The 20,592-nt window shown below is 70.5% G+C and carries 19 protein-coding genes, 1 tRNA gene and 1 pseudogene; 10 read left to right on the forward strand and 11 right to left on the reverse strand.

Going from position 1 to position 20,592, the window contains the following annotated elements:
• Positions 1-98: 98 nt before the first annotated feature.
• The 3 genes and pseudogenes from IEY86_RS34115 to IEY86_RS34125 form a co-directional block, all read right to left on the reverse strand.
• Positions 99-413, reverse strand: a pseudogene (locus tag IEY86_RS34115) (transposase); the annotation flags it as partial.
• 723 nt (positions 414-1,136) lie between these two features.
• Positions 1,137-1,210, reverse strand: a tRNA-Pro gene (locus IEY86_RS34120).
• Positions 1,211-1,270: 60 nt separating this feature from the next.
• Positions 1,271-2,206 carry a metallophosphoesterase gene (locus IEY86_RS34125; protein ID WP_189135791.1) on the reverse strand — a complete coding sequence of 312 codons (936 nt, stop codon included), beginning with the start codon at positions 2,204-2,206 and terminating at the stop codon, positions 1,271-1,273.
• A 61-nt stretch (positions 2,207-2,267) separates the two neighbouring features.
• On the opposite strand from IEY86_RS34125, the gene IEY86_RS34130 reads away from it, so the two are divergent.
• Positions 2,268-2,732 (forward strand): GatB/YqeY domain-containing protein, encoded by a 465-nt coding sequence (locus IEY86_RS34130; RefSeq protein ID WP_189135792.1) that lies wholly within the window; start codon positions 2,268-2,270, stop codon positions 2,730-2,732.
• A 108-nt stretch (positions 2,733-2,840) separates the two neighbouring features.
• On the opposite strand, the gene IEY86_RS34135 is transcribed toward IEY86_RS34130, so the two are convergent.
• Entirely contained in the window at positions 2,841-5,099 is a 2,259-nt protein-coding gene (locus IEY86_RS34135; protein WP_189135793.1) for a transglycosylase domain-containing protein, read from the reverse strand.
• 384 nt (positions 5,100-5,483) lie between these two features.
• Between IEY86_RS34135 and IEY86_RS34140 the strand changes: the two genes are divergently transcribed.
• Positions 5,484-5,801: a WhiB family transcriptional regulator gene (locus IEY86_RS34140; RefSeq protein ID WP_189135794.1), complete on the forward strand. Its 318-nt coding sequence runs from the start codon at positions 5,484-5,486 to the stop codon at positions 5,799-5,801.
• A 408-nt stretch (positions 5,802-6,209) separates the two neighbouring features.
• Here IEY86_RS34140 and bagB read toward each other — a convergent pair whose 3' ends face one another.
• Complete coding sequence (gene bagB, locus IEY86_RS34145) at positions 6,210-7,655, reverse strand: ATPase BagB (RefSeq protein ID WP_189135795.1); 1,446 nt, start codon at positions 7,653-7,655, stop codon at positions 6,210-6,212.
• A gap of 45 nt (positions 7,656-7,700) precedes the next feature.
• Positions 7,701-8,717 carry an ATPase BagA gene (gene bagA, locus IEY86_RS34150; RefSeq protein WP_229699015.1) on the reverse strand — a complete coding sequence of 339 codons (1,017 nt, stop codon included), beginning with the start codon at positions 8,715-8,717 and terminating at the stop codon, positions 7,701-7,703.
• 753 nt (positions 8,718-9,470) lie between these two features.
• Here bagA and IEY86_RS34155 point away from each other — a divergent pair.
• The 5 genes from IEY86_RS34155 (at position 9,471) to IEY86_RS34175 (ending at position 12,525) form a co-directional block, all read left to right on the forward strand.
• A complete protein-coding gene (locus tag IEY86_RS34155) occupies positions 9,471-9,998 on the forward strand; it encodes a DoxX family protein (protein WP_189135796.1) in 528 nt (175 codons plus the stop codon).
• Positions 9,999-10,025: 27 nt separating this feature from the next.
• A complete protein-coding gene (gene sp36 / locus IEY86_RS34160) occupies positions 10,026-10,187 on the forward strand; it encodes a Sp36 family protein (protein WP_018386146.1) in 162 nt (53 codons plus the stop codon).
• Positions 10,184-10,648, forward strand: coding sequence for a RidA family protein (locus tag IEY86_RS34165; protein WP_189135797.1), 465 nt, complete (start codon positions 10,184-10,186; stop codon positions 10,646-10,648). The genes sp36 and IEY86_RS34165 overlap by 4 nt, the downstream gene beginning before the upstream one ends.
• Before the next feature lie 147 nt (positions 10,649-10,795).
• Positions 10,796-11,707 (forward strand): NUDIX hydrolase, encoded by a 912-nt coding sequence (locus IEY86_RS34170; RefSeq protein WP_189135798.1) that lies wholly within the window; start codon positions 10,796-10,798, stop codon positions 11,705-11,707.
• The gene (locus tag IEY86_RS34175) at positions 11,704-12,525 is read left to right on the forward strand and encodes an MBL fold metallo-hydrolase (RefSeq protein WP_189135799.1); all 822 of its coding nucleotides are present in this window, start codon (positions 11,704-11,706) and stop codon (positions 12,523-12,525) included. The genes IEY86_RS34170 and IEY86_RS34175 overlap by 4 nt, the downstream gene beginning before the upstream one ends.
• 140 nt (positions 12,526-12,665) lie before the next feature.
• Here IEY86_RS34175 and IEY86_RS34180 read toward each other — a convergent pair whose 3' ends face one another.
• The gene (locus IEY86_RS34180) at positions 12,666-13,340 is read right to left on the reverse strand and encodes a Crp/Fnr family transcriptional regulator (protein WP_189135800.1); all 675 of its coding nucleotides are present in this window, start codon (positions 13,338-13,340) and stop codon (positions 12,666-12,668) included.
• A gap of 239 nt (positions 13,341-13,579) precedes the next feature.
• Here IEY86_RS34180 and nth point away from each other — a divergent pair, with 239 nt between their 5' ends.
• The 3 genes from nth to IEY86_RS34195 are packed head-to-tail and all read left to right on the forward strand — an operon-like array spanning position 13,580 to position 16,526.
• Positions 13,580-14,608 carry an endonuclease III gene (nth, locus tag IEY86_RS34185; RefSeq protein WP_229699013.1) on the forward strand — a complete coding sequence of 343 codons (1,029 nt, stop codon included), beginning with the start codon at positions 13,580-13,582 and terminating at the stop codon, positions 14,606-14,608.
• Positions 14,605-15,330, forward strand: coding sequence for an NUDIX hydrolase (locus tag IEY86_RS34190; protein ID WP_189135801.1), 726 nt, complete (start codon positions 14,605-14,607; stop codon positions 15,328-15,330). The genes nth and IEY86_RS34190 overlap by 4 nt, the downstream gene beginning before the upstream one ends.
• The gene (locus IEY86_RS34195; RefSeq protein WP_189135802.1) at positions 15,327-16,526 is read left to right on the forward strand and encodes a MarP family serine protease; all 1,200 of its coding nucleotides are present in this window, start codon (positions 15,327-15,329) and stop codon (positions 16,524-16,526) included. Before IEY86_RS34190 ends, IEY86_RS34195 begins: the two co-directional genes overlap by 4 nt.
• Before the next feature lie 479 nt (positions 16,527-17,005).
• Here IEY86_RS34195 and IEY86_RS34200 read toward each other — a convergent pair whose 3' ends face one another.
• The 4 genes from IEY86_RS34200 to IEY86_RS34215 all read right to left on the reverse strand — a co-directional run.
• A complete protein-coding gene (locus IEY86_RS34200) occupies positions 17,006-17,926 on the reverse strand; it encodes an alpha/beta fold hydrolase (protein WP_189135803.1) in 921 nt (306 codons plus the stop codon).
• Between the two features lie 35 nt (positions 17,927-17,961).
• The gene (locus tag IEY86_RS34205; RefSeq protein WP_189135804.1) at positions 17,962-18,408 is read right to left on the reverse strand and encodes a phage holin family protein; all 447 of its coding nucleotides are present in this window, start codon (positions 18,406-18,408) and stop codon (positions 17,962-17,964) included.
• Positions 18,409-18,510: 102 nt separating this feature from the next.
• The gene (nhaA, locus tag IEY86_RS34210) at positions 18,511-20,085 is read right to left on the reverse strand and encodes a Na+/H+ antiporter NhaA (protein WP_189135805.1); all 1,575 of its coding nucleotides are present in this window, start codon (positions 20,083-20,085) and stop codon (positions 18,511-18,513) included.
• A 252-nt stretch (positions 20,086-20,337) separates the two neighbouring features.
• Positions 20,338-20,592: AMP-binding enzyme (locus tag IEY86_RS34215; protein WP_444545858.1), on the reverse strand; the 255-nt coding region annotated here is incomplete at its 5' end.

The raw sequence follows: 20,592 nt of genomic DNA on the forward strand, positions 1-20,592 counted from the left end.
CCTCCCCCAACGGCACGGGAGCCGCGTGCGTTGCGGGCGTCGATTCCGTCACCCGATCAGTGACCGCGCTGAAAAAGCTCAGTTATTCAATTACAGGCCCCGGCGGTGCCGGAGTACTGCCGCTGGACCCCGGCCGAGACGGTGCCTTTCTTGAGAAAGCCGGTGTCGTCGACAATGAGCACTCCCATCGAGGTCCCGAGCTTCTCAGCGACGTATTCTTGCAGGTCGTCGCGTATCTCGTCGGGGTTCCAGCAGGCCCGGCTCAGCAGATGCTGCAACCCGGCGGGAGTGCCGTGACCGGCATGCTCGGCCAACTGCCAGCTATTCTTCCGGCCCACCGGCCCGAGCAGGCCGTGTGCACATAGGCTCGCATCCGCCGCCGTAAGTCCACTCCGCCCGAACCGGCGGCCAATACGCACGAGCAGTTCTTCCAGTTCCGCCGACCAGACATCGAGTTGCACATCGTCTTGCACAATGGCCCGCCGCACCCGAAGTCACGAACTCCCAGCACCTGTACCTGTGTGATCAGTGCCGCGCCGACTTCCGCCGGTGAGGGCCGCAGGGGCTTCGCGGCACGCTGCGCGGGAGGCTTCGTCTTCAGTGGGGGAGTGGCGTCCTGCTATGGGTGAGAGGCGGTCGGCGCCTCGGCTGCTGTTGCCGCTGAACGAGGTCTGCGTGGAGCCTGCACGGGACGGTCCGGATGATGCCCGTGCTCCAGGTAGAAGCTTCCTGCGTCAGTGATCTCCGCCTGCCACTTCCCATTCTGCTTGGGCATGGTGATCAGGCGCCGTTCCTTGAGCGCGCGGGCGGTGAGAGCGAGCTCGGGACTGTCCCACGTGACGGGGTCGGTTCCGCCCCGATGCGAGTGAGGAGCGGCGGGCTGCCGGCCATTAAAGGAGACCACCGGTGCATGTCTATCGTCGTACCGCCTGTGGTCTCCTCGGCACAAGCCGTGGGTGACTCTTGCGGGGCGCCCCCGGCGCACGGCGTGCTCGAAGACGGAACGCCACTCGCTGGGAGCCGCCGGGAGGCCGCTCCCCGAAGCCGGCTCCCAAATGGCTCCCAAAACGGGGCCGCAAAGCAAATCAGGCCCGATGCTGATCTCTCAGCACCGAGCCTGACCTGGTGTTTCTCTGTCGGGGTGGCGGGATTTGAACCCACGACCTCTTCGTCCCGAACGAAGCGCGCTGCCAAGCTGCGCTACACCCCGAAGCACCGAGGACTACTCTAGCGGACCGCTCGGCCTGGGCGAAATCCGGTTTTCGCCGGGTCAGCGGGGGGAACGGCGGGGGGTCAGGGTCAGGAGGGTGGCCTCCGGGTAGCAGGCGAAGCGGACCGGGGTGTAGCGGTTGGTGCCGCAGCCCGCCGAGACGTGGAGGTAGGAGCGGTGGCCCTCCGCCTCGTGGGTGGACAGGCCGCGGGCGCGGTCCGGGTCGATGTCGCAGTTGGTGACGAGGGCGCCGTGGAAGGGGACGCGCAGCTGGCCGCCGTGGGTGTGGCCGGCCAGGATCAAGGGGTACCGATCGGCTGTGAAGGCGTCGAGAACCCGCAGGTAGGGGGCGTGCACGACGGCCAGGGAGAGGTCGGCGGACGCGTCGGGGCCTCCGGCGACCTCCTCGTAGCGGTCCCGCTTGATGTGGGGGTCGTCCAGGCCGGTCAGCTCGACCTCGAGGTCGTCGAGCTTGAGGCGCCCCCTGGTGTTGGTGAGGTTGGCCCAGCCCGCCGTGTCGAAGCCGTCGCGCAGGTCCGTCCAGGGGTTGTGGAGGGCACCGGTGATGGGCTTGTTGCCGTTGGTGCCGTGCTTGCCGCTGATGCGGGCGGTGATGTAGCGGGCCGGGTTGCGCAGCTGGGGGCCGTAGTAGTCGTTGGACCCGAAGACGTACGCGCCGGGGAACTGCATCAGCGGCCCGAGGGCGTCCAGGACCTCGGGGACGGCGCTGGGGTCGGAGAGGTTGTCGCCCGTGTTGACCACGAAGTCCGGGCGCAGCCCGGCGAGGGTGTGCAGCCACCGCTGTTTCTTGCGCTGGCCGGAGACGAAGTGGATGTCCGAGACCTGGAGGATGCGCAGGGGACGCGTGCCGGAGGGCAGGACGGGGACCTCGATCCGGCGGAGTCTGAAGGCGCGGGCCTCGTACCCGGCGGCGTACGTGATTGCGGCGGCTCCGGCCGCGGCGATCCCCAGAGGTACTCCATACAGCGCTCGCATTCCCCTATGGTCGCAGAAATGGCGTGGGAGGCAGAGTCGGGGTGCTGGCAGACTCGTACCCATGACCACGCTTAAGTCCCGCCTGCAGGAGGACCTCACTGCGGCCATCCGGGAGCGCGACGAGCTTCGCTCGTCCACGCTCCGGCTGACGCTTTCCGCCATCACCACCGAGGAGGTGGCGGGCACCCAGGCACGTCAGCTGTCCGACGAGGAGGTGCGGAAGGTGATCGCCCGGGAGGCGAAGAAGCGGCGTGAGGCCGCCGAGGCCTTCGAGAAGGGCGGACGTGCCGAGTCCGCGGCCAGGGAGCGGGCGGAGGGCGAGGTGCTGGCCGACTACCTGCCCAAGCAGCTCGGCGACGAGGAGCTGGCCGCGATCGTGGCCGAGTCGGTGAAGGAGGCCGCGGCGGGCGGCGCCGAGGGGCCGCGGGCGATGGGCGCGATCATGAAGATTGTGAGCCCCAAAGTCGCCGGCCGGGCCGAGGGCGGCCGGGTGGCCGCCGAGGTCAAGCGTCAGCTCGGTAGCTGACCGCACAGGGCGAGACAGGACGAGACAGGGCGAGAGAAGACGGAGAAGGGGCGGCCCCCTCGGGGAGGCCGCCCCTTCGTGTTCAGCGGGCGTGAGCGACGGTCCCGCTCAGCCGCCGGTGGTGTTTCCGCCGTCGTTCCCGCCGATCACGCCGGGCGGGAGGGTGAAGCTGGGGCGCGGGCGCGGGTGGTGGTGGCCATGGCCATTGTCCCCGTCGTTCCCGCCGTTGTCGTTCCCGCCGTTGTCGTTCCCGCCGTTGTCGTTGCCGCCGTTGTCCCCGTTGTCGTCGTCCTCGTCGGGCTTCTTGCTGTGGTGCGGGCGGGGCAGCGGGACGGTGTTGAAGGTCTCCACCGGCTTGCCCACCAGCGCTCCGCTGACGGCGTCGCGCCAGATCGGGGCGGGGGTGTCGGCGCCGAAGACCTTGCCGTGGTACCGGCCGCCTATGGTGATGTTGATCATCTTGCGCTCGTGCTTGGGGTCGCCCACCCACACGGCCGCGGCCATGTTGGGGGTGTAGCCCACGAACCAGGCGGCGTAGCGGAAGTCGGTCGTACCGGTCTTGCCCGCGCTGTCGCGGTCGGTGAGACCGGCCTGCGCACCCGTACCGAAGTCGACGACGCCCTTGAGCATGGTGTTGATGGTGTCGGCGGTCTGCGTGGACATGGCCTGCCGGCAACTGGTCCTCGGCACGCGCAGGCTCTTGCCCTTGGCGTCGCGGACCGCCAGGATCGCGCGCGGCTCGCAGTACGTCCCGCGGTTGGCGAAGGTCGCGTACGCGCTCGCCATGGTCAGCGGGGACATCTCGTTGACGCCGAGGGTGTAGGCGGCGCCGATGCCGAGCTTCTCGCCGCCGGCGCGCTTCGCGATGCCGAGCTTCCTGGTCATCTGCATGACGTTGCACAGGCCCACGTCGGCCTCGAGGGAGACGAAGTAGGTGTTGACGGACTTCTTCATCGCGTCGGGCATCCCGTACGGTCCGACCTCTTGGCGGCTCTCGTTGGGAACGGTGCCCGTGCCCGGGTAGTTGTTCCCCGCGCAGTCGCTGACCGAGGGATACGGCATCTCGTAGGGCGAGGGGTAGGTCTTGCCCGCGCTCATGCCCTCTTCGAGCGCGGCGGCCGCGGTGAACGGCTTGAACGTCGATCCGGGCTGGTAGCCCGCTCCTCCGCCTGCGGAGCGGTCGACGGAGTAGTTGATCTGGGTCTGGTTGGAGGCGAAGCCGTAGGGACGGCTCTGGCCCATGGCAAGGATCTTGCCGGTGCCGGGTTCGACGAGGGTCACCGCGGTGGCCACCGGGTCGCTGCGGTAGACGTGCCGCCTGATCGATGCCTGGACGGACTTCTGCGCCTGCGGGTCCAGGGTGGTCCTGATCGTCAGACCGCCCTCGTTCCAGCGCTTGACGCGCAGCTTCTTGGACTTGCCGAACGTCGGGTCGTCGAGGAAGACCTCACGCACGTAGTCGCAGAAGAAGCCGGCGCCGTGGACGGCGGTGATGCACCCGTTGCGGCTCCTGGTCACATTGAGGCCCAGCGGCTTCTTCTTCGCGGCCTCGGCCTGCGCCTCGGTGATGTCACCGACCTCGTACATGCGCTGGATGACCGTGTTGCGCCGCTTCTTGGCCTCGACCTCGTCGTTGATCGGGTCGTAGCGGCTGGGGGACTGGACGAGTCCGGCCAGCATCGCCGCCTGGGGAAGGGTCAGGTCCTTGGCCGACTTGCTGAAGTAGCGCTTGGCGGCGGCCTGGACCCCGTACGCCTGCTGCCCGAAGAACGTGATGTTGAGGTAGTTCTCCAGGATCTGCTTCTTGCCGAGCTCCTGCTCCAGCTGTATCGCGTACTTCAGCTCTTTGATCTTGCGGCCGATGGTCTGCTGGGTGGCCTGCGCGACCGCGTCGGGGTCGTCGCCCGCCTCCTCGATGAAGACGTTCTTCACGTACTGCTGGGTGAGTGTGGACGCGCCCTGGGAGACGTCGCCGGACTCGGCGTTCTTGCTGAGCGCGCGCAGGACACCCTTGGGGTCGACGGCGCCGTGCTTGTAGAAGCGGTAGTCCTCGATGGCGACTATCGCCTTGCGCATGACCGGCGCGACGTCCTTGAGGGGGACGATCGTGCGGTCGCGCGAGAAGACGGTGGCGATCTCGCCACCGTCCGCGTCGAGGATGTGCGACGCCTGGCTGAGTGCTGGGCGCTTGAGCTCGCCGGGGAGTTCGTCGAAGCCCTGGGCCGTGTTCTTGACGCCGAGGCCCATGGCGCCGACCGCGGGCAGCGCGAGGCCCGCGAGGACCACCCCCGCGAGAACGCTGATCCCCACGAAGTTGACGGCTTGCTGGGCTGCTCCGCGCCCACCGCCCGACCGCTTGTAAGCCATGGGGGTCAGCCTACGTTGCCGTTCGCCGGACATGGGACCACGTGTTCCCTTACTCTTGGGTAAGCAGTCGCGCCCGGACCGGATGCGTCCGCTCATCATCTTCACTCTTGTGGGTGATGAGGAGTGACCGAATTCCTGTCATATGCCAGGCGGACACGGTCGGTGGGCCGCGAGGCAGTGTTTATTTGTCCGGTACGTGTGGTTTGCCTGCGGATCACTCCGGTGGGTTATCTGCCGCGCACGCATAGTCCGTTCGGGCCATCGAAGATTGAGCACCGGGGGGCTGTTGCGACGTACCTCTCTTCCGTAACGTCCCGAGTGGCAACGGCGAATATGCCGTTGCCGCCGTGGGGGAGCCTCGATTCGGGAGAGGACGGCGCCAGCATGAGCTGGGTTACCGACTGGAGTACGCAGGCAGCGTGCCGCACGAGCGATCCGGACGAGCTGTTCGTCCAGGGGGCGGCACAGAACAGGGCGAAAGCGGTGTGCACCGGCTGCCCGGTGCGGACCGAGTGCCTGGCGGACGCCCTCGACAACCGCGTCGAGTTCGGCGTCTGGGGCGGAATGACAGAACGGGAGCGCAGGGCGCTGCTGCGTCGGCGCCCCCTTGTCACCTCGTGGCGCCGCCTCCTCGAGACAGCGCGCACGGAGTACGAGCGCAGCACCTTGCCGCTCGACCATGACTTCGCCGAGGCCGGCTGAGCCAAGGCATCGGCCTGGGTATTGGCCCAGGCGTTGGCCCGGGCCCAGGCGTTGGCCCGGGCTCAGGCGTTGGCCCGGGCTCAGGCGTTGCCGCTGGCTCAGGCGTTGCCGCAGGTCCAGGTCCAGGCCCAGGCGTTGGCTCAAGGCGTTTGGCCAGGGCGCTCGGCCGAGGGCTTTGGCGGCCGAGAGCGATGGCGGCTGAGGGCATTGGGCGCAGCGCCAAGGCCGTTGGCCGAGGTTGGCGGAAGCGTACGTACGAGGTCGTGAGAAGGCGTGTCGCGCGAAGGCGTGCGGAAGCGCGCGAGGCGTGCGATGTGCGTAAGGGCGTGGGGCGCGAGTAGTCGAAGTGCAGTGCGCGCGGGGGAGCGCGTCCGGACGGGCCTGCGGTCACACGCGGCGCTTGTGGCGTCAGCCCGCGGCGAGCTTCTCGCCGATGGCGCGCAGGCCGTCCAAGTCGTGCACATCGCCCGGCAGCGCGGCCACCTCGACCACCGGGACCTCCGGGTGCACGGAGAAGAAACGGTCCCTCGTGCGCCGCTCCCTCGCCACCACCTGCATACGCTCGGCGTGCAGGCGAAGGAGCCCGGCGGCGATGAGGTCCGGGCTCTCCGGACCGTGGGCGCCCGGGTTGTGGGCACTTGAGCTGTTCCTGTGCGGGGTGTTCTGCGAGCCGTTGGGCGAGCTGTTCGATTCGGGGGACTGCTCGTCCCGCAGGGACTCGGGAGAGATCTCGGGGGCGGTGAGGGGGGCACTTGCTTCGGGAGAGGAAGCGGAACGGGCGGCGCCGTGCGCTCGCCCTCCAGCTTTCCCTCGTGGGCGATCCTTAATACCCCCGGTTTCTTGATTTTCCGGGTCTGGGTCAACCGCCCTGCTGGGAGCGATGGTTGATGTGTCAACGGCCACTCCGGCGGCCTCTTCGAGGGCCTCGGCCGCCGCCAGGGCCCGCTCCGCGGTGAGCTGGGGAGCCCCACTGCCGTGCACCCGGTTCAGCACGAGCCCGGCGAGCGGCATCCGCTCGTCGGCCAGCCGCTCGACGAAGTACGCGGCCTCGCGCAGCGCGTCCTTCTCAGGAGCGGCCACCACGAGGAAGGCCGTGCCCGGTGCCTGGAGCAACCGGTACGTCTTGTCCGCGCGTTCCCGGAAACCGCCGAACATCGTGTCCATCGCCGCCACGAACGTCTGCACGTCCTGAAGCACATGGGCGCCCAGCACCTTGTTGAGGGCGCCGGTCATCATGCTCATCCCCACGTTGAGGAACTTCATCGCGCCCCGGCCGCCGACCTTCGCGGGCGCCATCAGCACCTTGATGAACCTGCCGTCCAGGAACGAGCTCATCCGCTGCGGCGCGTCCAGGAAGTCCAGCGCCGACCGGCTCGGCGGGGTGTCGACGACGATCAGGTCCCACTCGCCCCTGGCGCGCAACTGCCCCAGCTTCTCCATCGCCATGTACTCCTGGGTACCGGCGAACCCGGCGGACAGCGACTGGTAGAACGGGTTCTCCAGGATCATCCGGGCGCGGTCCCGGTCGGCGTGGGTCAGGACGATCTCGTCGAACGTCCGCTTCATGTCGAGCATCATCGCGTGCAGTTCGCCGCCCGCCTCGTCGCCGATGCCATCGACCCGGCGAGGGGTGTTGTCCAGCTCGCTCAGGCCCATGGACTGGGCGAGGCGGCGGGCCGGGTCGATGGTCAGCACGACGACCTTGCGGCCGCGCTCGGCCGCGCGTACGCCGAGCGCCGCGGCCGTCGTGGTCTTGCCGACGCCGCCCGAGCCGCAGCACACCACGATGCGGGTCTGCTCGTCGTCCAGCAGGGGGTCGATGTCCAACGCGCTCACACCCAGACTGTCGGTCACGCCGTGCCCCTCTGTCCCCTCACCGTGTGTCCCCTCACCGTCGGCTCACGCCATTCCCTGGTCCCGCAGGGCCCCCGCCAGCCGGTAGAGCCCGCCGAGGTCGACGCCCTCGCCGAGCAGTTCCAGCTCGTACGTCGGCAGGCCCAGTTCGGCGAGCTCGGCGCGCTCCTGCCGCTCCAGCACGAGGCGTTCGGCATGCTCGCGGGCCTGTTCGAGGAGCGGGGTGACCAGGCGCTCGGCCGCCGCGCCGCGGCTGGCGCCGCCGAGTCCCGCACCGGACAGGGCCTTGGCCACGGCCTGCCGGCTCCCGTTCTCCACCGCCCGGACCGCGCTGTCGTCGAGGATGCCCGGCCGGACCATGTTCACCACCACCCCGCCCACGGGGAGTCCCGCGGCCCGTAGTTCGGTGAAGCCGTCGACCGTTTCCTGGACCGGCATCTCCTCGAGGAGGGTGACCAGGTGCACGGCGGTCTCGGGGGAGCGCAGGACGCGCATCACGGCCTGGGCCTGGTTGTGGATGGGGCCGAAGCGGGCCAGGCCGGCGACCTCGGTGTTGACGTTGAGGAAGCGGGTGATGCGGCCGGTGGGCGGCGCGTCCATGACGACGGCGTCGTAGATGCGGCGCCCGCTCTTGTCCTTGCGGCGGACGGCCTCGCAGGCCTTGCCGGTGAGGAGGACGTCGCGCAGGCCCGGGGCGATGGTGGTGGCGAAATCGATGGCGCCGAGCTTCTTGAGCGCCTTTCCGGCGCGACCGAGCTTGTAGAACATCTCGAGGTAGTCGAGCAGTGCCAGTTCGGGGTCGATGGCCAGCGCGAACACCTCGCCGCCGCCCGGGGCGGCGGCGATCCTGCGCTCCTCGTAGGGCAGGGCCTCCTGCTCGAAGAGCTGGGCGATGCCCTGGCGGCCTTCCACCTCGATGAGCAGGGTGCGGCGGCCCTCGGCGGCCAGGCCAAGGGCAAGCGCCGCGGCGGCGGTGGTCTTGCCGGTGCCGCCCTTGCCGCTGACGACGTGGAGCCGCACTCCCTCCCAGTCGGGAGCGTGGCCGTTGCGGTCTTCCTCGATCCGACTCACGTCGTGAGCCTAACCAGGACCGGCCCCGGATATGTCGGTGCCCCTCTCGGCCGGGGCGGCCGTTTGGCCCGGATCTTCGTTCGGGGTGGGGTGGGGGCGCCTGGGGGCGGGCTTCGCGGCGGTGTGGAGACGGAGCGGGGGTGTGGAGAGGGACAGGGGCGGCGCGGCCGGACAGGGAGCGGGGTGTGGAGAGGGAGAGGAGCGGCGCGGCCGGGACACGGGAGGGGCCGGGACACGGGAGGGGGAGGGAACGGGGGCGAGCTGGGGGGAGGGGCCGGACACGGGAGGGCCCGGACACGGGAGGGGCCGGGACACGGGAGGGGGAGGGAACGGGGGCGAGCTGGGGGGAGGGGCCGGACACGGGAGGGCCCGGACACGGGAGGGGCCGGACACGGGAGGGGAAGGGAACGGGGGCGAGCTGGGGTCGGTCGGTGTGGTGGGCCGCGGTCACGTGCGGTCGGGCCGAGGGCTCTGGCTCGGGGCGGTCCAGGGACCGAGGCCCGGAGGTAGGGACGGGCGGCGCGGCCTCGACCGCGCCGCGGTCGGCTCGGCGTCCGGCTGAGGCCGGCCCGTGGCCGCCGCGGTTGAGGCCGACGGGCGGGTCCGTGTTCCCGCATGCCGCCGGAGTTCCCGCATGCCGCCGGCCCTGAACCGGGGTGTTCTGGGCCGAGCTTAGGTGACCTTTAAACTGCTGTCTGGCAAGATGTTTCCTCCGATGAGATCCCTCGATCCCAGGAGCCCCCCATGGCCAACTCCAGTCCCACCCTCACCGCCGCCCCCCACTCCGCTCCGCCCCACGCCTACGACGCCGGTCTGCTGGTCCTGCGACTCGTCCTCGGGCTCACCATTGCCGCCCACGGCAGTCAGAAGCTGTTCGGATGGTTCGACGGTGGCGGCATAGACGGCACCGGGCAGTTCTTCAGCTCGCTGGGTTACCCCTCCGGGCGCACGATGGCCGTCATCGCCGGGCTCTCCGAGTCCCTCGGCGGCCTCGGGCTCGTTCTCGGCCTGCTCACCCCGCTCGCCGGTGCCGCCGTCGCCGGGACGATGATCAACGTCGTCTGGATCGAGAAGGGCCACGGACTCGTCGGCGGATACGAGTTCCCGTTGCTCATCCTCGCGGGCGCCGCCGCCCTCGCGCTGGCCGGGCCCGGACGCTTCGCCGTCGACCGGATGCTGCCCTTCCTCCGCGCCCACCGCCTGCTCCACGGAGGCGCCGCGCTCGCGCTGGCCGCCGTCTTCGCGCTGTCGACCCTCCTGCTGCGCAACTAGCCCCCGCAGGGCCATTAGCATCACCCCATGACCAAGTACGAGTACGCCACGGTGCCGCTTCTGGTGCACGCGACCAAGCAGATCCTGGACACGTGGGGCGAGGACGGCTGGGAGCTCGTCCAGGTCGTCCCCGGACCCAACAACCCCGAGCAGCTGGTCGCCTACCTCAAGCGTGAGAAGCAGGCATGAGCGGCGTCGAGCAGAAGATCGCGTCTCTCGGACTCGAGCTGCCCGAGGTGGCGGCGCCGCTGGCCGCGTATGTCCCGGCCGTGCGTTCCGGCTCCTACGTCTTCACCGCGGGCCAGCTGCCCTTCGTGGCCGGCTCGCTGCCCGCCACCGGCAAGGTCGGCGCCGAGGTCACGCCCGAGCAGGCCAAGGAGCTCGCCGCCACCTGCGCGCTCAACGCGCTCGCGGCTGTGAAGTCCGTCGTGGGCGACCTGGACAAGGTGCTGCGCGTGGTGAAGGTCGTGGGCTTCGTCGCCTCGGCCCCCGACTTCACCGGCCAGCCCGGTGTGATCAACGGTGCCAGCGAGCTGCTCGGCGAGGTGCTCGGCGACGCCGGGATCCACGCCCGTAGCGCCGTGGGCGTCGCGGTCCTGCCGCTGGACTCGCCCGTCGAGATCGAGCTCCAGGTCGAGATCGCCGGCTGAGACCGGCGCACTCGGACTCGGACACGGCACCAGCACAGCTCCCGCGGGCACGGCTCAGGCGGGCACAGCTCACACGGGCACAGCTCACACGAGACCGGCGCCTCGGGGCACGACCAAGGTCCAGCCCCGAGGCGCTAGCCTTCGGACATGGGAGCCGAACAGCTGAACGGTGAGTCCCCTGCCGGGGCCCCGCAGGGCCGGTCGAACGGACGCTGGTGGCCCGATTCCTGGCCGGACCGGATCAGGGCGCTCGCCAGCGGAGAACTGGAGCCCGTCGTACCCCGGCGGGCCGCGACCGTCATGCTCCTCCGGGACACCCCCGACGGCCCCGCAGTCCACCTGCTGCGCAGACGCGCCTCCATGGCCTTCGCGGGGGGCGCCTACGCGTATCCCGGCGGTTCGGTCGATCCCCGCGACGAGCACGAGGCACTGAGCTGGGCGGGCCCGGACGCCGACGCCTGGGCGGCCCGCCTCGGCTGTGAACCCGCCTTGGCGCAGGCCGTCGTCTGCGCGGCCGTCCGAGAGACCTTCGAGGAGTCCGGCGTCCTGCTCGCCGGGCCCGACGCCGACTCCGTCGTCGCCGACACCACCGGCGAGGACTGGGAGGCCGACCGGGCGGCCCTGGTGGCCCATGAACTCGCCTTCGCCGAACTCCTGGCCCGGCGTGGCCTCCTCCTTCGCTCGGACCTGCTGGGCGCCTGGGCGCGGTGGATAACCCCGGAATTCGAGGAGCGCCGCTACGACACCTGGTTCTTCGTCGCCCTGCTCCCGGAGGGCCAGCGCACCCGTGACGTCTCCAGCGAGGCCGACCGCACGGTGTGGCTGCGCCCGGCAGACGCCGCGGCCCAGTACGACTCGGGGGAGATGACGATGCTTCCGCCGACCATCACCACCCTGCGAGCCCTGGCCGTCCACACCACCGCGCGGGAAGCCCTCGCGGCCTGCGCGGACCAGGACATGACCCCCGTGCTCGCGAAGGCGCGGCTGAAGGGCGACGACATCGTGCTCGAGTGGCCCGGCCACGGCGAGTTCACCCGGACCGTGCGAGGCCGCTCATGACCACCACGCTTCCCGGACAGCCCCAGCCGACGATCGGCGGGCGGGTCACTCCGCGAGCCACCTGCGTGCTCGCCCCGAACCCGTCGCCGATGACGCTCGACGGCACCAACACCTGGATCGTCGCCGAGCCCGACTCCGACCTCGCCGTCGTCATCGATCCGGGTCCGCTGGACGAGGGGCACCTCACCAACGTCGTGGAGGTGGCGCGCGCCGCGGGCAAGCGGGTGGCGCTGACCCTGCTGACGCACGGGCATCACGACCATGCCGAGGGCGCGGCCAGGTTCGCCGAGCTGACGGGCACGAACGTGCGCGCGCTCGATCCGGCGCTGCGGCTCGGTGATGAGGGACTGGCACCGGGCGATGTGATCACCACGGGCGGGATGGAGCTGAGGGTCGTTCCCACGCCCGGCCATACGTCGGACTCGCTCTGTTTCCACCTGCCCGCGGACGCCGCGGTACTGACCGGCGACACGGTGCTGGGCCGGGGCACGACGATGGTGGCGCACCCGGACGGTCGGCTGGGCGACTACCTGGACTCGCTGCGGCGGCTGCGGGCGCTGGCGGTCGACGGTGGCGTGGACACCGTTCTGCCGGGGCACGGGCCGGTGCTGGACGACGCGAAGGGGGCCGTGGAGTTCTACCTGGCCCATCGGGCGGCGCGGCTGGCGCAGGTCGAGACGGCCGTGGAGAGCGGCTGGGCGACGCCCGGGGAGGTGGTGGCGCACGTGTACGCGGACGTGGACCGGGCACTGTGGCCCGCGGCGGAGCTGTCGGTGCGGGCACAACTGGACTACCTGCGGGAGCACGGGCTCATCTGACGCCTGCGGCACCTGCGGCACAAGAACGCGCGAAGGGCCCCGGGTGCGTACCCGGGGCCCTTCGCGTTGTCCGTCAGCGGCCCGGCGGCCGAGCGACATGCGGCCCGGCCCGGTCGGGCGGCCCGGTTGGGCCCGGCCGCTCAGCGTGAGCGCTTGGCCAGCCGCTCCACGTCCAGCAGGATCACGGCGCGCGCCTCGAGGCGCAGCCAGCCGCGGCCCGCGAAGTCGGCCAGCGCCTTGTTCACGGTCTCGCGGGAGGCGCCCACCAACTGGGCCAGCTCCTCCTGCGTGAGGTCGTGGACGACGTGGATGCCCTCCTCGGACTGCACGCCGAAGCGGCGCGACAGGTCCAGCAGCGCCTTGGCGACACGGCCGGGGACGTCCGAGAAGACCAGGTCGGACATGATGTCGTTGGTGCGGCGCAGACGACGGGCGACGGCACGCAGGAGCGCGGCGGCGACCTCGGGGCGCACATTCAGCCAGGGCTGCAGGTCCTGGTGTCCCAGGCCGAGGAGCTTGACCTCGGTGAGCGCGGTCGCGGTGGCGGTGCGCGGGCCCGGGTCGAACAGCGACAGCTCGCCGATCATCTCGGACGGGCCGAGCACGGCGAGCATGTTCTCGCGGCCGTCGGGCGACGTGCGGTGAAGCTTCACCTTGCCCTCGCTGACCACATAAAGGCGGTCACCGGGGTCGCCTTCGTGGAAGAGCGAGTCACCGCGCGCCAGCGTTACCTCCGTCATGGAGGCGCGCAGCTCAGCGGCCTGCTCGTCGTCGAGCGCCGCGAAGAGCGGGGCGCGCCGCAGAACGTCGTCCACGAGGTCCTCCTTGCCGGCCGCGGGGTGGTCCCCATCATGCCCGACGATAAAACAGTGCGATCAGTCACAAACAAGTTTGACCTACGCTGCTCTGTGCCAATGCACAGGGGGGCCACCTTGGGGCGGGATCCGGTTGCTGACAGCCGCTTGACGTACCCAACCCGTAGGCTGACCGGGTGCCCGAAGCGCCTGCCAGGCGCTTGTATGGGGCCGCCGCCGCTCGGGTGAAGGAGGCAGCCGTGGATTCAGCTCTGGGCGAACAGGGGCCGAAGGCTCAGGACGACGACGCCCAGAAGACGTCTGCTCCCAAGAAGGCGGCAGCGAAGAAGACAGCGGTGAAGAAGACACCGGTGAAGAAGACACCGGTGAAGAAGACACCGGTGAAGAAGACGGCACCGAAGAAGGCAGCACCGAAGGAGACAGCGGCGAAGAAGGCGGCTCCGAAGAAGACGGCGGTGCGGGGGGCGGCCAAGACCGCCCCCGCCCCCCTCAAGCCCTGGAAACCCGAGACCCGCACCGCCCTGGTCCGCCGTGCCCGGCGGATCAATCGTGAGCTGGCCGAGACATACCCCTACGCCCACCCCGAGCTCGACTTCGAGAACCCCTTCCAGCTCCTCGTCGCCACCGTCCTGTCCGCGCAGACCACCGACCTGCGTGTCAACCAGGTCACCCCCGCGCTCTTCGCGAAGTTCCCCACCCCCGAGGACACGGCGGCCGCCGACCCGGAGGAGCTCGAGGAGCTCATCAAGCCAACGGGCTTCTTCCGCGCCAAGTCCAGGTCCCTGCTCGGCCTGTCCGCCGCCCTCCGCGACCGCTTCGACGGCACGGTGCCGGACCGCCTCGAGGACCTCGTGAGCCTGCCCGGCGTCGGCCGCAAGACAGCGAATGTCGTACTGGGCAATGCCTTCGGGGTGCCCGGAATCACCGTCGACACCCACTTCAACCGTCTGGTGCGGCGCTGGCGGTGGACCACCGAGGAGGACCCGGACAAGGTCGAGAAGGAGGTCGGCGAGCTCTTCCCGAAGAGCGAGTGGACCATGCTCTCGCACCGGGTGATATTCCACGGCCGTCGGGTGTGCCACTCCCGCAGGCCCGCCTGCGGGGCCTGCCCCATCGCGCATCTGTGCCCCTCGTACGGCGAGGGCGAGACCGACCCCGAGAAGGCGAAGAAGCTGCTCAAGTACGAGATGGGCGGCCGACCCGGCCAGCGTCTCAAACCGCCGGCGGACTACCCGGGCACGCCCGCCCCACCCCTGGGGGCACAGTGACGACGGCCGGAGACGTGGCGCTCACCGCGGAGGGGCTGCCCGACTGGCTGCGTCCGGTCGATGAGGCGGCCCGCGCCGTCCGGCCCGAGCAGCTGAGCCGCTTCCTGCCCCCCGAGCACGGGGGGCGGCCCTCTGCCGTCCTCGTGCTCTTCGGCGAGGGCCCCGAAGGGCCCGATCTGCTCCTGATCGAACGGGCCAGATCGCTGCGCTCCCACGCCGGGCAGCCCTCGTTCCCCGGCGGCTCCCTCGACCCCGAGGACGGCGATCCCGAGGGTGAGGGGCCCCTTCGGGCGGCGTTGCGCGAGGCCGAGGAGGAGACCGGGCTCGACCCGGCGGGCGTCCAGCTCTTCGGGGTCCTGCCCCGCCTCTACATCCCGGTCAGCGACTTCGTCGTCACCCCGGTGCTGGGCTGGTGGCGCAGGCCCTCGCCGGTGGCGCCCGTCGACGCGCGCGAGACCGCAGCCGTGGTCCGGGTCCCCCTCGACCGGCTCACCGACCCCGACAACCGTGTGCGGGTGTGCCACCCCAGTGGACACAAGGGGCCCGGCTTTCTGGTCGCCGACACGCTCGTGTGGGGGTTCACGGCCGGGATCATCGACCGGATCCTGCACTTCTCCGGTCTGGAACGTGAGTGGGACCGCGGTCGGGACATACTCCTGTCCGCCGACGCCCTGCGCCTCGACCAACGGGATGGGCTCAGGCAGAAGGGCCGCGGCCTGTGAATGTGCTGGACATCCTGCTGTTGCTCGCCGCGATCTGGTTCGCCGTGGTCGGATACCGCCAGGGCTTCGTGGTGGGCATCCTGTCCGTGATCGGCTTCCTCGGCGGGGGCATAGTCGCGGTCTACCTGCTCCCGCTGGTGTGGGGAGAGGTGACCACGCAGGACGCCCAGGGCTCGGTGGTGCCCGTCCTCGCCGTCCTGGTCGTGATCATCTTCGCGTCGGTCGGACAGGCGCTCACCACCCATCTGGGCAACAAGCTGCGCCAGCACATCACCTGGCAGCCCGCCCGCGCGCTCGACGCGACCGGTGGGGCGCTCGTCAATGTGCTGGCGATGCTCCTCGTGGCCTGGCTGATCGGCTCCGCGCTCGCGGTCACCACCTTGCCGACCATCGGCCGCGAGGTCCGTGCCTCCAGGGTGCTGACCGGTGTGTCGAGGCTCATCCCGCAGGAGGCCAACACCTGGTTCTCCGACTTCAGCAACGTCCTTGCGCAGAACGGGCTGCCGCAGGTCTTCCAGCCGTTCCAGAACGAGCCCATCACCTCCGTGCCCGCGCCCGACCCGGCACTGGTCAGGAGCTCGGCCGTCGCCCGGGCCAAGCAGAGCATCGTGAAGGTCGTCGGCACGGCCACGAGTTGCAACAAGGTGCTCGAGGGCACCGGCTTCGTCTACTCCCCGCACCGGGTGATGACCAACGCCCACGTGGTCGGCGGCGTCGACGAGCCGACCGTCCAGATCGGCGGCGAGGGCAGGCTCTACGACGCCACGGTCGTTCTCTACGACTGGCAGCGCGATGTCGCCGTGCTCGACGTGCCCTCGCTCAATGCCCCCGCGCTGCGCCTGTCCAACCGCGACGCCAGTGTGCGGGACGACGCGATCGTGGCGGGATTCCCGGAGAACGGCGCGTTCGATGTGCGCGCGGCCCGGGTGCGCGGCCGCATCCAGGCGTCGGGCCCGGACATCTACCACCGCGGCATGGTGCGCCGTGATGTGTTCTCACTGTTCACCCTCGTCCGGCAGGGCAACTCCGGCGGCCCGCTGCTGGCCCCCAATGGCGAGGTGTACGGCGTCATCTTCGCCAAGTCGCTCGACGACTCGCAGACCGGGTACGCCCTGACGGCGGACGAGGTGCGTGTCGACGCCGAGCGGGGCAGGCTGGCGGGAGGACGGGCGGACACCCAGGGGTGCGCCCTGTAGACACCGCCGCTGGACACCCGCCGCTGGACACCGCGAGCCCGCACGGCGTTGAGGCGTGAGGCACGCGTCGGCCGCTGCGCAGGGGCACGGGGCCGTGGCGTACGTACGCGTCAGTCGTTGCGTACGTGTCGGAGCCGGGCGGTCATCCAGCGGGCCCGCCGGCCGATGATTCGGGAGATACCGAGCGGCGGGCCGAAACGGTCGTCCTCGACCGTGTCCGCCGTTCGATCCGGCACTGTCGTCGTCAACGAGGCCGCGCGGCGTGAGATCCGGCGGCGGTTGCGTGACACGTCACGGTAGTCGTGCGTCCAGCCCATACCCGGGCTTGTGCCCGCAGCGCGGCGAAGGTAACCGCTCTTGCCGGGACCAGTTGGCCTATGCGTCTGACCTATGTGCACATGATCCGACAATCAACGGCGTGTGACCGGCTCACGAGCAACGCACGGACGTCTCACGGTGCTTGAGCGACCACATCCGCGTCAGCGGTCGGGTTCCGGGTCCTTGAGCCAGTTCACCAGCTCGGAGGAGAACGCGACCGGGTCCTCCTCGTGCGGGAAGTGGCCAAGACCGTCGAAGAGCCGCCAGCGGTAAGGGGCTTCGACGTACTGTCCCGAGCCGGCCGCGCTGTGCGTGCGCATCACCGGATCGAGTGACCCGTGCAGATGCAGCGTCGGCACCCGCAGGGGGCGCTTCATCCGGCGGTAGAACTGCACCCCGTCCGGCCGCGGCAGCGAGCGCACCATCCAGCGGAACGGCTCGATCGAGCAGTGCGCGGTGCTGGGAATCCGCATCGCCTGCTCGTAGACGCGCAGCGCCTCGTCGTCGGGAAGCGTGGGCCCGGACCACTCACGGATCAGCTTGCCCACCAGGGCCGCGTCGTCCGCGGCGAGCTGACGCTCCGGCACCCACGGCCGCTGAAAGCCCATGATGTACGCCCCCGCGGCCGTCTGCCGCATGTCCTTGAGCATCGCCGAACGCCAGCGGCGCGGATGCGGCATCGAGCAGACCGCCAGACGCCGGATCAGCTTCGGCCGCATCACGGCCGCGGTCCAGGCGAGGTAGCCACCGAGGTCGTGCCCGACGAGCGCGGCGTCCGGCTCGCCGAGGGAGCGGATCACCCCGCACACGTCCAGGGCGAGATTGCCCGGGTCGTATCCGCGCGGGGTGCGGTCGCTTCCGCCGACCCCGCGCAGGTCCATCGCCACCGCCCGGAACCCGGCGTCCGCCAGTGCCGTCAGCTGGTGCCGCCACGTCCACCAGAACTGGGGGAAGCCGTGCACCAGCATGACCAGCGGTCCCTCACCGATTTCGGCGATGTGGAACCGGGCCCCGTTCGCCGCGACGTCCCGGTGCGTCCACGGGCCGTCGAGCCTTACCACCGAGCTTTCAGCAACCGACATGTCTGAAGCCTGTCACATGATGGCCGCCCGCTGGTTTACGACCGCTCGCCCGCCGCGTGCGGCTTGACCGTCTTCAGGGTCGCCACGGTCTGCTTGGTCGACTCCATCGTGCGCCGCGGGGGCTCGACCCGCTTGAACGAACGGGCGGCGAACAGCGACAGCAGACCCGCGATCACCAGGAAGGCGCCACCGACGATGAGGAAGGACCAGGCCAGGCCCAGCCCCAGATTGTGGATCCCGTAGGCGGCGGCGAAGCTCAGTACCGGAAGGGAGAACAGGGCGAAGACCGCCCCGACGCCGATCGTCGCGCCTCCGATGCCCACGCGCTTGACGTCGTCGCGCAGCTCCGCCTTCGCCAGGGCGATCTCGTCGTGCACCAGAGCGGACATCTCGGCGGTGGCCGCGGCGACCAGTTGCCCCAGAGAGCGGTCCGTTCGGGCATCGGCGTCAACGGGCTGCGAGGGCCTTTCGGCAACGCTCATCGGGATCTCCGTCATCTCCGTCATCGAATTGTCCCCTGATCATGCCTTCCGGGCGTGGGGCCGGGCTACCCGACTCCTCCTAATGCCCGGCGGGGACGGCGCTCAGTCGCGGTCCGCGCGAGGTCCGGTGCTCCTGCCGCCGTCGGTGGCGCTACCGTCGGCGCTCCCGCTCCCGCTCCGGCTCCCACTGTCCGGGCCGGTGCCGCTCTCGGTGCCGGTGTCGGTGCCGTTGCCTGGGCCGCTGCCGCTGCCGCTGCCGTTGCCTGGGCCGGTGCCGGTGGCGCTGCCGCTGTCCGGGCCGGTGCCGGTGGCGCGGCGGCCGAGCTCCGCCAGCCGCCGGTGCTCCTCGGCCTTGGCGGCGTAGATCTTCGCCATCCGCGCGTGCCACTCCGGGTTGTCCCGCTCGTAGATGTCGGGGATCCCGTCGTGGTCCTCGTCCCGCTCCTCCTCCTCGCAGATCTCGCGGTACCTCCTGTTGCGCAGCTTCAGCAGGAGCGACGACAGCACGGCGGCGATCAGCGACCCCACGAGAACCGCCGCCTTCACCCGCTCGACCAATACCGGATCGCCCGGGAAGGCCAGCTCACCAATGAGCAGGGAGACGGTGAAGCCGATCCCGGCCAAGGAGGCCACGGCGAAGACATCGGCCCAGGCGAGCTCGGGGCCGAGCTCGGCCCTGGTGAAGCGGGCGGCCAGCCAGGAGCCGCTGAAGATGCCGACGGCCTTGCCGACCACCAGCCCGAGGACGACGCCCAGCGGCTCCGGCTCGGTGAACACCTGGCCCAGCGAGCTTCCGGACACCGCCACCCCGGCCGCGCACAGTGCGAACACCGGGACCGCGAGCCCCGCCGACAGGGGCCTGACCACATGCTCGATGTGCTCGCCGGGGGAGTGCTCCTCGCCCTCGCGGACGGTGCAGCGCAGCATCAGGCCCATGGCGACGCCGGCGACCGTGGCGTGCACCCCGCTCGCGTGCATCAGCGCCCAGATCACCAGTGCCAGGGGCACGTATACGTACCAGCCGTGCACCTCCTTGCGCAGTAGGAACCAGAACAGGACCAGTCCCGCCACCGAGCCGAGGAGCTGCGGGTAGTGCAGTTGCGAGGTGTAGAAGACGGCGATGACGAGGATCGCCCCGAGGTCGTCGACGACGGCGAGCGTGAGCAGGAACGCGCGCAGCGCCGAGGGCAGGCCGGTGCCGATCACGGCCAGCACGGCCAGGGCGAACGCGATGTCGGTCGCCGTCGGCACCGCCCAGCCGTTGAGGTCACCCCCTGCCATGACATTGGTGACGATGTAGACGGCGGCGGGCGCGGCCATTCCGCAGACCGCGGCGATCACGGGCAGGGCGGCCGCGGCGGGGTTGCGCAGCTCGCCCGCGACGAGTTCTCGCTTGAGCTCGATGCCGGCGACGAAGAAGAAGATCGTCAGCAGGCCGTCCTTGGCCCAGTTCGCCACCGACAGGTGAAGATGCAGCGAGGCGGGGCCGAAGGCGTAATCGCGCACGTTCTCGTAGACGTCGCGGGCCGGGGTGTTCACGAGGACCAGCGCCACGATCGCCGCCGCCAGCAGGAGGACGCCGCCGACGGTCTCCGTGCGCAGCGCGTCCGCCACGAAGTTCCGCTCGGGCAGGGGGAGGCGGCCGAGGAAGATGGAGCGGCGGGGCGGACTCGTCACGGGCGCGGACCTCCAGAGCGGCACGGCTGCGGAAACACGGGTGGTGCTGTTGCCGACCAGACTTCCCGGCGCGCCCTGAGATTCTTGATGCGTTGTTGACGTGTCGTTTCACTTTACCGGCGGTCCGGCGGGCGCACGCGCCGAAGGGGCGCCCCCGCCGGGGGGGGGCGCCCCTTCTGAGTGGGCTGTCGCCGTTGAGCGTCGTGAGCTCGGCGTGAGCGTCGGCTCGAGCCCTCGGTACCAGCCGCCGGCTCAGTCCTCGCTTGCCGCGCTGGGCAGTTTGCTTTGGATGAGGTCCATGACGGTGGTGTCGGTGAGGGTGGTGACGTCGCCGAGTTGGCGGTTTTCGGCGATGTCGCGCAGGAGGCGGCGCATGATTTTGCCGGAGCGGGTCTTGGGGAGTTCGGCGACGGGCAGGATGCGCTGGGGTTTGGCGATGGGGCCGAGGGTGTGGGCGACGTGGGTGCGCAGGTCGTGGGTGAGGGTGTCGGTTTCGGTGGCGGTGCC

This window comes from Wenjunlia tyrosinilytica (assembly GCF_014646055.1).
GTDB classification, from domain to species: Bacteria; Actinomycetota; Actinomycetes; order Streptomycetales; family Streptomycetaceae; genus Wenjunlia; species Wenjunlia tyrosinilytica.